General features: G+C 74.5%; 11 protein-coding genes. 4 read left to right on the top strand and 7 right to left on the bottom strand.

Translation table 11 applies throughout. From position 1 onward, the window contains the following. Positions 1-2 precede the first annotated feature (2 nt). The gene (locus ACMCNN_RS13645; RefSeq protein WP_412746565.1) at positions 3-1397 is read right to left on the bottom strand and encodes a cytochrome ubiquinol oxidase subunit I; all 1395 of its coding nucleotides are present in this window, start codon (positions 1395-1397) and stop codon (positions 3-5) included. Between the two features lie 180 nt (positions 1398-1577). Between ACMCNN_RS13645 and ACMCNN_RS13640 the strand changes: the two genes are divergently transcribed. After that, entirely contained in the window at positions 1578-2753 is a 1176-nt protein-coding gene (locus ACMCNN_RS13640) for an APC family permease (protein ID WP_412747161.1), read from the top strand. Positions 2754-2831: 78 nt separating this feature from the next. On the opposite strand, the gene ACMCNN_RS13635 is transcribed toward ACMCNN_RS13640, so the two are convergent. Beyond that, complete coding sequence (locus ACMCNN_RS13635; RefSeq protein WP_412746564.1) at positions 2832-3287, bottom strand: hypothetical protein; 456 nt, start codon at positions 3285-3287, stop codon at positions 2832-2834. 374 nt (positions 3288-3661) lie between these two features. Beyond that, positions 3662-3937, bottom strand: coding sequence for a DUF1876 domain-containing protein (locus ACMCNN_RS13630; RefSeq protein ID WP_412746563.1), 276 nt, complete (start codon positions 3935-3937; stop codon positions 3662-3664). A 270-nt stretch (positions 3938-4207) separates the two neighbouring features. Here ACMCNN_RS13630 and ACMCNN_RS13625 point away from each other — a divergent pair, with 270 nt between their 5' ends. Together ACMCNN_RS13625 and ACMCNN_RS13620 are read left to right on the top strand one after the other, a co-directional pair. Then, the gene (locus tag ACMCNN_RS13625) at positions 4208-4414 is read left to right on the top strand and encodes a DUF1918 domain-containing protein (RefSeq protein WP_412746562.1); all 207 of its coding nucleotides are present in this window, start codon (positions 4208-4210) and stop codon (positions 4412-4414) included. Positions 4415-4439: 25 nt separating this feature from the next. Beyond that, on the top strand, positions 4440-5135 hold the full coding sequence (locus ACMCNN_RS13620; protein ID WP_412746561.1) for a universal stress protein: 696 nt from the start codon (positions 4440-4442) through the stop codon (positions 5133-5135). A 42-nt stretch (positions 5136-5177) separates the two neighbouring features. On the opposite strand, the gene ACMCNN_RS13615 is transcribed toward ACMCNN_RS13620, so the two are convergent. The 4 genes from ACMCNN_RS13615 to ACMCNN_RS13600 all read right to left on the bottom strand — a co-directional run bounded on the left by ACMCNN_RS13615 (position 5178) and on the right by ACMCNN_RS13600 (position 10970). Next, positions 5178-6239 (bottom strand): glycosyltransferase family 4 protein, encoded by a 1062-nt coding sequence (locus ACMCNN_RS13615; RefSeq protein ID WP_412746560.1) that lies wholly within the window; start codon positions 6237-6239, stop codon positions 5178-5180. A 149-nt stretch (positions 6240-6388) separates the two neighbouring features. Next, positions 6389-7069, bottom strand: a complete 681-nt coding sequence (locus ACMCNN_RS13610) for a universal stress protein (RefSeq protein ID WP_412746559.1) — start codon at positions 7067-7069, stop codon at positions 6389-6391. After that, positions 7069-9522, bottom strand: a complete 2454-nt coding sequence (locus tag ACMCNN_RS13605) for a glycosyl hydrolase family 65 protein (RefSeq protein WP_412746558.1) — start codon at positions 9520-9522, stop codon at positions 7069-7071. Before ACMCNN_RS13605 ends, ACMCNN_RS13610 begins: the two co-directional genes overlap by 1 nt. Positions 9523-9524: 2 nt before the next feature. Continuing rightward, on the bottom strand, positions 9525-10970 hold the full coding sequence (locus ACMCNN_RS13600) for a glycosyltransferase (RefSeq protein ID WP_412746557.1): 1446 nt from the start codon (positions 10968-10970) through the stop codon (positions 9525-9527). A 191-nt stretch (positions 10971-11161) separates the two neighbouring features. Between ACMCNN_RS13600 and ACMCNN_RS13595 the strand changes: the two genes are divergently transcribed. Continuing rightward, positions 11162-12769 carry a glycoside hydrolase domain-containing protein gene (locus ACMCNN_RS13595; RefSeq protein ID WP_412746556.1) on the top strand — a complete coding sequence of 536 codons (1608 nt, stop codon included), beginning with the start codon at positions 11162-11164 and terminating at the stop codon, positions 12767-12769. Positions 12770-12976 lie beyond the last annotated feature (207 nt).

Raw genomic sequence — 12976 nt, 5'->3', positions numbered from 1 at the left:
CCTCAGTACGCGAAGGCGAGCGGGCGGTCGGCGTCGGTGCCGGTGTCCTCGGGCGGCGGTTCGGGCGCGCCGGCGCGGGCGTAGCGCAGCAGCAGCCCCACCTCGACGACGGCGAGTACGCCGTAGAGCAGGGTGAGCACGCTCAGGGAGGTGGCCACCGACGCGGCGCCGACCGACGGGGAGACGCTCTGCGCGGTCCTGAACACCCCGAAGACCGTCCAGGGCTGGCGGCCCATCTCTGTGAAGATCCAGCCGAACGAGTTGGCCAGCAGCGGCATCGCGAACGCCCAGAGGGCGGCGATCCACAGCAGGCGGCTGGTGGGGGTGCGGTCGCCACGGGTGAGCCACAGCGCCAGCGCGGCGACGAGCATGGCCAGCACCCCGAAACCGATCATGAGGCGGAACGACCAGTAGGTGACCGGGATGGACGGGGTGTAGTCGCCCGGGCCGTACGTCTGCTGGTACTCGCGTTGCAGGTCGTTGATGCCCTCGACCCGGCCGTTCGGGTCGCCGGTGGCCATGAACGACAGCAGGTGCGGGATCCGGATGCTGGCGATCTCCTCGCTGCCGTCCAGCGAACCGACGGTGAAGAGGGAGAAGCTGGCGGGTTGCGACGTGTTGTACAGCGCCTCGGCCGCGGCCATCTTCATCGGCTGCTGCTCGGTCATGATGCGCGCCTGCAGGTCGCCGGTGACCACGACGCCGAGTCCGGCGACGAGCACCACCCAGGCGCCGAGCCGCAGGCTGGGCCGGAACACCTCCGGCTGGTTGCGGCGCCGGACGTGCCAGGCGCTGATCGCCAGCATGAAGGCGCCCGCGGTGACCAGGGCCGCCGTGATGGTGTGCGGGAAGGTCACCAGGGTGGTGGAGTTGGTCAGCACCGCCCCGATACTGTGCAGCTCGGCCCGGCCGCTGACCGGGTTGACAGCGAAGCCCACCGGGTGCTGCATCCACGAGTTCGCGGCCAGGATGAAGTACGCGCTGAGCCAGGTGCCGATCGCCGCGAGCCAGATGCAGGCGAGGTGGGCCTTCTTCGGCAGCCGGTCCCACCCGAAGATCCACAGACCGAGGAAGGTGGACTCCAGGAAGAACGCCAGCAGGCCCTCGATGGCCAGCGGTGCGCCGAAGATGTCGCCCACGAAGCGGGAGTAATCGGACCAATTCATCCCGAATTGAAACTCCTGCACGATGCCGGTGACCACCCCCATCGCGAAGTTGATCAGGAATAGCTTGCCCCAGAATTTCGTGGCTCGCAGATACTCCGTCCGGCCGGTCCGCACCCATGCGGTCTGCAACGCGGCGACCAGCATGGACAGTCCGATCGTGATCGGCACGAAGAGAAAGTGGTAGACCGTGATGATGCCGAACTGCCATCGGGCCAGGTCGAGCGCGTCCATGCGGCGGATCCTTCCAAAGACGTCCCCCAGAATCCTGCGATCTCCGTTCTGGCACCCGGAGGGGCGAAAGTCCCGTGTGGCGCGGTCACTGGTCCTGGACGTGGACGGCCGCCCGTGACACCGGCCGGGCTGACCCGCCGCCTCGGCACCGGCGACGCCGTGGTGGTCGGGCTGGGCGCGATGATCGGCGCGGGGGTGTTCGCGGCGTTCCCGCCCGCCGCTGGGGCGGCCGGTGGCCGCCTGCCGGTCGCGCTGGGCATCGCGGCGGTGGTGGCCTACTGCAACGCGATCTCCTCGGCCCGGCTCGCGGCCCGCTATCCCGCCTCCGGCGGCACCTACGTGTACGGCCGGCGCCGCCTCGGTGACCTGTGGGGCTTCCTGGCGGGGTGGGGTTTCGTCGTCGGCAAGACCGCCTCGTGCGCGGCGATGGCGCTGACCTTCGGCGCGTACCTGGCACCCGGGCACGCCCGGCTGTTCGCCCTCGTCGCGGTCGCGGTCCTGACCGGCCTCAACCTGGTCGGCGTGCACAAATCGATGCTGGTCGCCCGCGTCCTGGTGACGGCCGTGATCGCCGTGCTGCTGGCGGTCGTCGCGGCCGGACTGGCCGGGCACACCGTGCTCCCGGCCATCCCCGGCACCGCGGCGCCCTCGGGCTGGGACGTGCTGCAGGCGGCCGGGCTGCTGTTCTTCGCCTTCGCCGGGTACGCCCGGATCGCCACGCTCGGCGAGGAGGTCCGCGAACCCGACCGCGTCATCCCCCGGGCCATCCTGTGGTCACTGACGATCACCCTGCTGCTGTACGCCGCCGTGGCCGCCACGCTCCTGCACGTGCTCGGTCCCGCCCGCCTGGCCGCGGCCACCGCCCCGCTGGTGGACGCGGTCACCGCGGCCGGAGCGCCCTGGCTGGCACCCGTGGTCCGGGCCGGGGCCGCCGCCGCGGCGCTCGGCTCCCTGCTGGCCCTGATCCTGGGGGTGTCGCGCACGGTCTTCGCGATGGCCCGCGACCGGCACCTGCCCGCCGCGCTGGACGCGGTGAGCGCGCGGCACGGCGTGCCGCACCGCGCCGAGGCCGTCGTGGGCGTGGCAGTGGCGGCCCTGGTCGTCACCGCGGACCTGCGCGGGGCGATCGGGTTCTCGTCGTTCGGGGTGCTGGTCTACTACGCGGTCGCGAACGCGGCGGCGCTGACGTTGCGTCGCGAGGAGGGGGCGCCGTGGCGCCCGGTGCCCGTACTCGGGCTGGTCGGCTGCCTGGTGCTGGCCGCGACGCTGCCGACCGCCTCGGTGCTGGGCGGCCTGGCGGTCTTCGCGGTGGGTGGGGTGGTGTGGCTGGTCACCCGGCGGCGGGCAGCGGCCTGACCGGGCGAAGCGAGGGCCCCGCGGGCAGGCCCGGGGAGGCGTGGTCCCGCCGCCGGCCCGCTGATCGGGCCGGGTCCGTCAGAGGTTGATGAACTGGGCGCAGTTCGGAGCCTTCACGGCGTTCGACTCACGGGTGATGGCACGCCCGGCGGCGGCGCTGTCGCTCTGCAGCTTGATCGCTTCCTCGGTGTCGCCGCGCTTGCTGGCGTCGGCGATCTTCCCGGCGATGTAGCCGTAGTCGTTGAGCGCCTTGACGAGGCCGGCCAGCTTCTTCTCGTCCAACTCGGACAGGTCGGTGGCCGCCTGGAGGGCGGCATCCCTGGTGAGCTGCTGACCGACGATCGGGTCGTCGCTGAGCTTCTGGCTGTAGTAGTTGTCCAGCGCCGAGCGGCACAGGGCGTCCGGACCCGGACGGGTCGCGGCGGGCGCGGCACCGGCGGCGTCTGGTGTCTTCGCCTCGTTGGGCGAAGCGCAGCCTGCGCCGATGGCCCCGACCAGGGCCAGGACGGCGACGAAGGATTCACGGCGGATCATGAGGGGGGCACCTCCGCGGCACTGCGGGTCAAGGCCGCTTAGGCTAGACCAGATTCTTCGGCTTTGGTGAAGCTGAAGGGCAACAATCTGTGGTCAGACTCCAACGAAGCGCACATATCGGTCCGGCGAAGCAATCGAACCGTTACGAAGATCGACTGATTCGGCCACGGAGTGAGACCGGCGCAGGCCGACCGGGGTTCACCTGCGGACATCCGCTAACGGTCGGGAGTCGCGTGACCACGGCGTCGGGCCGCCGGGATGAACTGTCGCGTTCCCGTGCCGCGGCCCGGCGGTCGGCGGTGGGCCCCGATCGGCCGCCCTCTCCCGTTGCCCCGGCACTCGCCCCGCCAGGGCCGGCTCGACCGGCCAATTGCTCAGCCGACCAGGTGCACCGGCCGGTGGGTGTACTGCTCGATGTCACCGGCGGCGGCGTCCAGCAGCTGGTGTCCCAGGTCGGACAGCGCCCGGGCCACGGCCAGCTCGTCGCCGATCTCCGGGACCTCGTGATCGGATGCCCGGCGCCGCGCGACGCCCTCCCCGCGCAGCAACGGCCGGACGCCGCTGTGCAGGCGGGCCTCGGCGTGTGTGCGCCGCTCGTCCGCGTACTCGTTGATCATGATCTCGATGTTCCAGGTACGGGTCTGCGTCATCGCGGGCTCCTCTCGCCGCAGCGGGCCACCCTGCTCGGGCCCGGTCTCGGCCCAACGGTCAGTGTCGGCCCGGCGCGGCACCGGCCGGGACGGCCGAAGGTCACGCCGACCAGCGCCGAACGGCCCCCGCCCACCCGCCACCACCGCGGTAACAGGACGCCGCGCCCGGTCGGGCCGGGACCCGGGACCTATGGCCCTGCCCGCCCGGCGAGGCCCCGCGCCATGCTGGCCGTGACGTTGACCGGCCCGGACAGCTCACGGGAGGCACAGATGAATGCGCAGGTCGGCGACCAGATCGTCCTGGAGGGAACCCACCTGGGGGACAGCCGCCGCATCGGCGTCATCGTCGCCGTCGGCCACCCGGACGGCAGCCCGCCGTACGAGGTGCGGTGGCGCGACAGCGACCGCACGACGTTGATCTTCCCGGGCCCGGAGGCCCACATCACGCCCAGCGGGGTTGCCGCGGCACCGCACTGAGGCACCCGCCGCACGGAGGCCCCCCATGAACGCCGGCGCCGCAACGGCCGTCCGAGCCCCGCACGACCCGCAGCCCCACGCGACCGCGGCGGAGATCCTCGCCGAGTTGCGGCGCCGCTTCGCCGGGGTGCCCGTGTCGTACGACGCGGCGCCGGAGGGGGCCGTCGCGGCGCCCCCCGGGACCGGACCGGCGGGGTGGCGGGTGGTCGCGAGCGGGACCGCCACCGCCGAACAGTGCCCGGTGCTCGTGTACGGGCCCGCGCCGCCGACAGCGGGCCGGGCGGTCGTGGCGGCGGTCGACGACGACACCTGCCCCGGCTGCGTGATCGCCTACGCCGCGGCCGAGGCCCACCGGCAGGGCGTGCCGTTGCGCGCGGTCTACGCGTGGACGGAGACCGGTGCCACGGTGGCGGGCGGTTACCGGCTGACCCGGCACGACCGCATCTCGGACGCCGACCGGCTGCTCGCCTCGATCCTGTACGACCACCTGCCCGCCGACGCCGCCGACGAGGTGGAACGCCAGATCCTGCACGACACCGACCCGGCGCACGCGCTCGTCTCCCTCAGCCGGGAGGCGTCGCTGCTGGTGGTGGCGGCGGGCAGCCACCACGCGGGCGAGGTACTCGGCCACATCCCCCGCGCGCTGCTGGGGCGCACGGCGTGCCCGCTGGCCGTGGTGCCCACGGGCGGCCCGCGGGCGCCGTACCCGGATGTGGGGTGACCGACCGCGGCGCCGGGACCAGCGGCCCCGGCGCCGGCGGATTCAGGCCGGGACGGGGTGGGCCCGCCGCGGCGCAACCCCCCGCAGGCCGGCGAGGATGCCGGCGTAGAGGTGTTCGTGGTCGCGAGCCATGCGTTCGCGGGAGAAGCGGCGGACGGCCGCGTCCCGGCACGCCGTGCGGTCGATGCCGGGCAGCCGGGCCACGGCGGCGGTCATCTCCTCGTCGCTGCGGCACACGAAGCCGGTGCGGCCGTGGTCGACGATCTCGGGCGCGGCGCCGCACGCCGTGGTGATCACCGGGGTGCCGCAGGCCAGCGCCTCCGCCATGACCAGCCCGAACGGCTCCGGCCAGGAGATCGGGTTGAGCAGCGCGGTCGCGCCGCGCAGTAGTTCGAGGCAGCCCTGCGGGCCCTGTTCGGCGGGCTCGGGGGCGCCGGGGGCGAGCAGCGGCCGGACCTCCCGCTCGTAGTACTCCCGCTCCGCGGGCTCCCAGATCTTGGTGACGATCCGCAGCGGCACGCCCGCGTCGCGGGCGATCCGGACCGCCCGGTGCACCCCCTTGTCGGGGCACATGCGGCCGAGGAACAGCAGGTAACCACCGGCGCCGGAGCCGAAGTGGTACCGGTCGAGGTCGATGCCGTGGTGGATCACCGCGGTCACGCGTACCCCGGCGGCCTGCCGGGCCTGGGCGCGGGAGATCGCGACGATCCGGGCCGTACGGGCGATCTCGGCGAAGACCCGGCGCGGGGCCGGGGTGAACGGACCGTGGCTGGTGACCACCACCGGGGGCAGCTCGCCCGCGTACCGGCCGGCCAGCAGCGGCCCGAGCACGGTGTGGTCGTGGATGAGGTCCATCCGCGACAGATTCCGGTACGCGGCCAGCACGTGCGCCGCCTCCACCATGGAGTCCCCGATCGGCTGCTCGGCGTGCGGGTAGAGCCAGTCCCTGGGCACCGGGCAGGTGGACTCCCCGACGGTGAACAGCCGCACGTCGTGTCCCAGCTCGGTCAGCCCGCGGGCCAGGTTGTCCACGACCGCCTCGGTGCCGCCGTAGCCGACCGGTGGCACGGGGACCCACGGTGGGGCGATCAGTCCGATCCTCATCGCATTCTCCTCGTCACGACCGCCGGACCGGGAGCGCCCACGTCCGTCCCCCGGCACGAAATCGGCGCGCAGCCCGGCACACGGGTATCGATACCCGCGGCGCCGTCCCGGTACGCGGGTCAGGAGACACAGGAGAGAGCAGACGTCGCCTATCGGCTGAAAACGGGTATGAGCGCGATCGGCACGGCCGCCTCCGCGACGGTACGGCGTACCGTGCCCGCCCGGCCCGGCGTGAGCCGCTGCGACCAGGCCAGCGCGATGAGATCGACCTGCTCGGCGTCGGCCACGTCGACCACGTGCTCGCCCGCGACCCCGCTGCGCAGGTGCAGCCGTACCCCGGGCACCCCGCAGTGCCGGGCCAGGAACTCCTGCTCCCAGCACTGCCGGGCGTGCGCGGCCTGATCCCAGTACGCCGGCACGGTGCTGGCGTCGAAGACGTGCAGCACGATCAGTTCCAGTCCCGCGCCCGCGCACATCTGCACGATCTCCGCGACCGCCTCGGCCGCCGTGGCGCTGCCGTCGAGCGGGATGAGGATGCGGTCGATGCGGTCCGGGGCGCGGCCCTTCTCGGGCACCAGGACCAGCGGCTGCGCGGCGCCCTGCAACAGGGCCTCCCACCCCGCGTCGTCGACCGCGTCCCGGGCCACCACGGCGGCCACGGCGTCGGGGGCGCGCAGGGCGGCGAGGATCGGCGCGGCGTCGGCGGCGGGGCGCCCCTCGAGGTCGATCCGGCGGACCTCGGCGCACAGCAGCGCGGCCATCGCCCCGGCGACCGGATCCACCGCGGCGCCGTCGACCCCGGGCCGGACCGCGGCCAGCACATGCGACATCACGGCGCTCCCTCCCGCGCGGCCGCCAGCCGCGCCGTTCCCCGGACCAGCACGGGCGGGCGGCCGGGCACGCGTACCCGCAGCGGCCCGTCGGTGCGGACCTCCACGGCGTCCCGGGACAGGCGCAGCCGCACCCGGCGGCGCAGGCAGCGGAAGCGCACCTCCAGGGCGCCCCACGCATCCGGCAGGCACGGGTCGACCCGCAACGCCCCCGCTTCCACCCTTACCCCGGCGAAGCCCAGCAGTACCGCCTGCCACACCCCGCCGAGCGTAGCCACGTGCAACCCGGCCGCTGTCGTGCCGGTGGCGTCCCCGAGATCGAGGCGCAGCGCCAGCCGCAGCAGCGCCAGGGCCTCGTCCGGGCGCCGGTCGCGGGCCAGCAGAGCGGCGCTGATCGCCGGGGACAACGACGAGCCGTGCGAGGTGCGGGGGCCGTAGAAGTCGAGGTTCGGCGCGAGCGACCCCGGCGCGGTCTCCCCCGGCACCAGATGGTGCAGCATCAGCACGTCCGGCTGCTTGATCACCTGGGAGCGGGACACCCGGTCGCGGCCCAGCAGCACGTCGGCGGCCAGCGGCGGTGGCGCCAGGTCGGTCGCCCGCAGCGACTCCAGCGCGTCGTACCCGGCGAACTGCTCGTACCGGCCGGTGGCCGGGTCGTAGCCGTCGACCAGCCGGTCGGCCAGGCCGGACCAGGCCGCGCGCTCCGCGTCGCCGGCCGCGGCCGGGCCGAGCGCGGCGGCCGCGCGCAGGTTCCACCGGGCCATGACGTTCGTGTACGCGTTGTCGTCGACGTCCTCGTGGTACTCGTCCGGCCCGATGACCTTGTCGATGTGGGCCCGCCCGGCCGCGTCGACGCGCACCCGCGACGCCCAGTACCGGGCGGTCTCGACCAGCAGCGGGCGCCACGCGCCGCAGAGCAGGTCGGTGCGGCCCGTCCAGGTCGCCGCGTGCACGGCCGCCCACGCCACGTCCGCGGTGATGTGCTCCTCCATCTCCCCGGTGCGGATCGGTACCGGCTCGCCGCCGAGGAAGCCGCTGTGCGGGGTCACGTCGCGGCCGGAGGTGGCCGACTCCCACGGGAAGCGGGCGCCGCAGCGGCCGCACTCCGCGGCGGCGGCCCGCGCGGCGTCGAGCCGGTGCAGCCGGTACCGCACCATCGCGGCGGCGGCCCCGGGATCCATGCTGACCAGCGCGGGCAGCACGAACACGTCGGCGTCCCAGAAGACGTGCCCGGCGTAACCGGCGCCGGAGATCCCGCGGGCGCCCACCGCGGACTCGTCGTGGCGCCCGGCGGCGCACCAGAGCTGGAACAGCGCGAAGCGCACCGCCCGCTGGGCCTCCGGGTCGTCCGGGATCCGTACGTCGACCCGCCGCCAGCGGCGCGCCCAGGCCGCCCGGTGCTCCGCCAGCAGGTGCTCGAAGCCGTCGTCCCGGGCCGCCCGCAACGCCGCGACCGCCGCCGCGGACGGGCCCGACGCCTCGCGGGTGTACACCGCGAACCGGTCCACCACGTGCCGGGTGCCCCCGGTGTGGCACTGCTGCGCGGCGACCGCCGTGATGCCCTGTCCGGCCCGCCCGCTCACACGGGCCCAGTGGTATCCCTCGGCGGTGCCCGCGTCGGTGTCCATCCCGTCGGTCGCGGGCAGGCAGAGTGCGGGCCCCGCCGCCAGCCGGCCCGGCGGCCCCTCCATCCGCGCGGCGGCCACCCCCGGCCGGGTGACGTCGACCAGTCGCAGGGTCCGCACTGTCGCGTCCGGGCCGCACTCGCGCCGGTACACCACCCCGGTACGCAGGTCCAGGATCCGCACGTCCCCGGTCGGCGGCGGGTGCAGCTCCAGCGCCGTCCAGCACGGCCCCGGCAGCAGGTGCTCCGCGGGCCCCTCGCCGGTGTACACGCCGTCGGCGAGGGTCAGCGGCACGGTGCCCGGCCCGTCCTCCTCCACCGCGCCCCGGGTGCCGAATCCCGCGGCGCCCAGGGTGAACAGCGACTCGGTGACCCGGCGCCGGTGCGGGTCGGTGCCGGTCTCGCGCAGCGTCCACGCCGGATCCTCGTCCACCGCGGGCACCCGCCGGTCGCGGCGCCGGATGAGCTGCTCGTCGAGGGCGGCCAGCAGCCCGGCCCAGCCGCTCGGCTCGGCCGGCCCGGCGGTCAGCGGCCCCACGGCGACGGTCACGGTACGCCCGGCCGCGGGCCCGAGCGGCGCCGCGTCCGTGTCGGCCGACCCGGTGTCGCCGCGCAGCAGCAGCACCAGGCCGGGGCCGATCCCGCGCCGCGCCAGCCGCTTCAGCACGTGGGCGACCGCCCCGTCCGCCGCCGGCAGCACGCGTACCCCGACGCCCAGCGCGGCCAGCTCGGCGATGCGCCGCCGCAGGCCGTCGGCCCCGGGGCGGGCGGCCAGCCGGTTCGGATCGTCGGTCACCACGATCACCGCCTCGGCGGTGCGGTCGAGCACCGTCAGCCGCCGGGCACGACGCCCAGCAGCGCCGTGAGCAGCTCGGCGTACCGCGACAGGTGCAGATCACCGACGAACGCGGTCCGGACCCGCTCGTGGGCGGCCGCGCCGAGCCGCTCCCGCGTGGCCGGATCGGACAGCAGCCCGCACAACGCCACCCCGAACGCCGAGAGGTCGGACGGATCGGGCAGCAGCACCCCGGTGCCCTCGGTGATCTGGTCGGGGATCCCACCGACCGCGGAGGCCAGCACCGGGCGTCCCTTCCACATCGCCTCGGCGACGGTCAGCCCGAAACCCTCGGCGAGGCTCTTCTGGGTCACCACCGCGGCGTGCCGCTGCAGCGCGTTGACCAGCACGGCGTTCTCGTCGACGTCGTCCATCGGCAGCGAGGCCAGCACGATGCGCTCCCGGAACTGCCGGGGCAGCCCCCGCCACCGCTGCACGCACGCGGCGCGCACCAGCGCCCCCTCGGGGTCGTCGCTGACCAGCGCCGGTCCGGCCAGCATGAGCCGTCCCGGCGCGTGCGGGGCGACGTACTCGGCGAAGGAGCGCATCACCCCGGCCATGTCCTTGAGCGGGTCCCAGCGGGACACCTGCACGACCAGCGGCTCGTCCGGGCCGGGCAGGGACTCGGCGACCACGGTGGCGCGGCGCGCGATCATGCCGGAGCCGCCGTCGCGGCGCGGGTACACCGGCGGCGCGGTCACCGGCGCGTCGATCAGTCCCGCGGCGCCCAGCAGCGCACGCACGGTGTCCGGGGACAACTCCCGGTTCTTCGGGGCGAACGGGTCGATCGACGGCGGGATGACCCGCGTCCGCTCGGCGGGCAGCCAGGCCGGGATGAACGCGCGCCGGGAGAACACGTACGCGTCCGCATGCTGCAGGTACGGCCGCAGGAACGCCCAGCCGTCGCGGGTGGCCGCGTTCTGCAGGTCGGTACCGACGTGGCTGCGCCACACCACGTGCACCCCGGCGTGGGTGAGCCACGGCGCCAGTCCGGCGGTCTGCGGGTCGTGCAACAGCACGATGTCGCCGGGGTGCACGCGGCCGATCAGGTCCTGGGCGTTGTCGGCCAGCACGTCCTCGTAGTGGGCCGCGGTGTCCGGGCCGAGCCGCAACCGGCCGGGGAAGCCGTGCAGCAGGTGGTGCAGGTGCTTCGTGACGGCGAAGAACCCGGGGTCGGCGCCGATCACCAGCCACCGGATGTCGATGTCGAGGTCCCGGACGTACCCGACCAGGCCCTGCAACATCTCGGCGACGCCGCCGCCGGACGCGGTGGAGCTGACGGTCCAGATGGTGTGGCCCGCGAACCGGGTCCGGAAGTCGTCGGCCGCGCTCAGCAGCCGGGCGTGGCGCTGCTGGCCCACCACGGCGGCCAGCGCCGCCACCGGGCGCGCGGTCGCGGTCACCGCGCTGAGGCGATGGGTGGGGCTGATCGTCGTGGTCATGGGGACACCCCCGAGGCAGAGGCCTGCCTCCAGGCTGGCGCCCGGCGCGGCGCCGGTCACAGGGCACAAGGCCGTGGGTACGCCGGGACTTTGGTCCCGCCGTACCCGCCTTTGGGGACGTTCGGCCCCTGTCCGACCGGCACCGCGAATGGTTGTCTGAGAGAACGCCGATTCTCCCGTGCGAGGTCACCATGGCTGCCCGGTCCGGAGCTGCCCCGTGCGGCGGCCCAGACCGCCGCCGCCCGCTGTTTCGCCTGCTCTGCGCCGCGATCGTCGCCACCGTGCTCGGCACGGTCGCGGCCGCACCGCCCGCCGCCGCCGCTGCGGCCCCGGGCACGTTCACCGGTTACGGCTTCGACACCTGCACCGCCCCGTCGAGCGCGGCGATGGACGCCTGGCTGGCGTCGCCGTACCGGGCGGTCGGGATCTACTTCGGCGGCAACAACCGCGCCTGCGCCCAGCCCGAGCTGACCGCCGAGTGGGTGGCACACCAGCAGGCCGCGGGCTGGCATCTGCTGCCGATCTACCTCGGCCCGCAGGCGTCCTGCACCACCTCGAACAAGAAGAACAGGATCGACAACACGCAGGCGGCGGCGCAGGGGCGGGCCGCGGCGGACGACGCGGTCACGAGTGCCGCCGCGCTCGGGCTGAGCACGCCCAGTGTGCTGATCTACGACATGGAGGCGTACCGCACGGACGACGCCACCTGCCGGGCCGGGGTGCTGGCCTTCATCGGCGCGTGGACGGCGCGGCTGCACGACCGCGGCCACCTCTCCGGCTTCTACTCCAGCATGGGATCCGGGGTCGCCGACCAGGTGGCGAACTACCGGGCCGCCGGGTACGTGCGCCCCGACTACCTGGACTTCGCCCGCTGGGACGGCGTCGCCACGGTCACCGACGCGGCCATCCCGTCGACCTACTGGTCGCCGCACCGCCGGATCAAGCAGTACCGCGGCGACCACCCGGAGACCTACGGCGGGGTCACCATCGACATCGACAACGACTATGTGGACGTCGGCCCCCTGCCGTCGGCCACGTTCGCGGACTTCAACCGCAACGGCTGGTCCGACGTGCTGGCCCGCACCACCGGCAGCGGCAGCCTGGTGCTCTACCCCGGCAACGGCACCTACCTGGACACCGGCGCGGCCCGCTCGCTGGGCACCGGCTGGAACTCGATGAACGCGATCGTCCGGATCGGCGATCTCGACCGCGACGGCCGCGAGGACATCGTGGCGCGGCAGGGCTCCAACGGCGACCTGTGGTTCTACCCCGGCACCGGCACCGGCTACGGCACCCGCAAGCGGATCGCCACCGGCTGGAACGCCCTGCGCGAGATCACCGCGATCGGCGACTTCAACCGCGACGGCTACCCCGACCTGCTGGCCGCGCAGACCAGCGACAAGAACCTGTACCTCTACCCGGGCCGCTCCGGCACCGCGCTGGGCCCCCGGGTACGGGTCGGCACCGGCGGCTGGGACACCATGAGCGAGCTGACCGGCGTCGGTGACTTCGACCGCAACGGCGTACCGGATCTGATCGCCCGGGTCACCTCCACCGGGACCCTGCAGTTCTACTCGGGACGCTCCGGCGGTTTCGCCGCCCGGCGGCAGCTCGGCACCGCCTGGGACACGATGCGCGACCTGGTCGGCGTGGGCGACTTCAACCGCGACGGCTACCTGGACCTGGCCGCGGTCCAGAAGTCGACCAACTACGTCTTCCTGTATCCGGGCAACGGCAGCACCCTGCAGGCCCGCATCCGGGTGGCCACCGGCTTCTCGGGGCGCGCGCCGCTGCTGTGAACCGGCCGGTGCGCACGGGCTGAACCCCCCGTCCGGCCGCCGGGCGGGCCGGTGGACGGGCCGGGCGGGTCGCTGGACGGGCCGGGCGGGTCGATGAGCGGGCCGAGGCACGGGTTCATGGCAGCCTCCGGGAGCAGTGTCGGACCGCAGGTCGGCACCGCACCAGGGCCACCGGGCCCGGACCCGACGGCAACTTGGCGTGGGCCG

This window comes from Krasilnikovia sp. MM14-A1004, from assembly GCF_047159485.1.
GTDB lineage: Bacteria > Actinomycetota > Actinomycetes > Mycobacteriales > Micromonosporaceae > Actinoplanes.
The sequence above is the reverse complement of the archived record's forward strand: the minus strand, read 5'-3'. Positions and strand labels throughout refer to the sequence as shown.

Bases quoted from the DNA above. Each gene is read 5' to 3' on its own strand.
- ACMCNN_RS13645 (WP_412746565.1), bottom strand. From the start codon at position 1,397: ATGGACGCGCTCGACCTGGCCCGATGGCAGTTCGGCATCATCACGGTC.
- ACMCNN_RS13640 (WP_412747161.1), top strand. From the start codon at position 1,578: ATGATCGGCGCGGGGGTGTTCGCGGCGTTCCCGCCCGCCGCTGGGGCG.
- ACMCNN_RS13635 (WP_412746564.1), bottom strand. From the start codon at position 3,287: ATGATCCGCCGTGAATCCTTCGTCGCCGTCCTGGCCCTGGTCGGGGCC.
- ACMCNN_RS13630 (WP_412746563.1), bottom strand. From the start codon at position 3,937: ATGACGCAGACCCGTACCTGGAACATCGAGATCATGATCAACGAGTAC.
- ACMCNN_RS13625 (WP_412746562.1), top strand. From the start codon at position 4,208: ATGAATGCGCAGGTCGGCGACCAGATCGTCCTGGAGGGAACCCACCTG.
- ACMCNN_RS13620 (WP_412746561.1), top strand. From the start codon at position 4,440: ATGAACGCCGGCGCCGCAACGGCCGTCCGAGCCCCGCACGACCCGCAG.
- ACMCNN_RS13615 (WP_412746560.1), bottom strand. From the start codon at position 6,239: ATGAGGATCGGACTGATCGCCCCACCGTGGGTCCCCGTGCCACCGGTC.
- ACMCNN_RS13610 (WP_412746559.1), bottom strand. From the start codon at position 7,069: ATGTCGCATGTGCTGGCCGCGGTCCGGCCCGGGGTCGACGGCGCCGCG.
- ACMCNN_RS13600 (WP_412746557.1), bottom strand. From the start codon at position 10,970: ATGACCACGACGATCAGCCCCACCCATCGCCTCAGCGCGGTGACCGCG.
- ACMCNN_RS13595 (WP_412746556.1), top strand. From the start codon at position 11,162: ATGGCTGCCCGGTCCGGAGCTGCCCCGTGCGGCGGCCCAGACCGCCGC.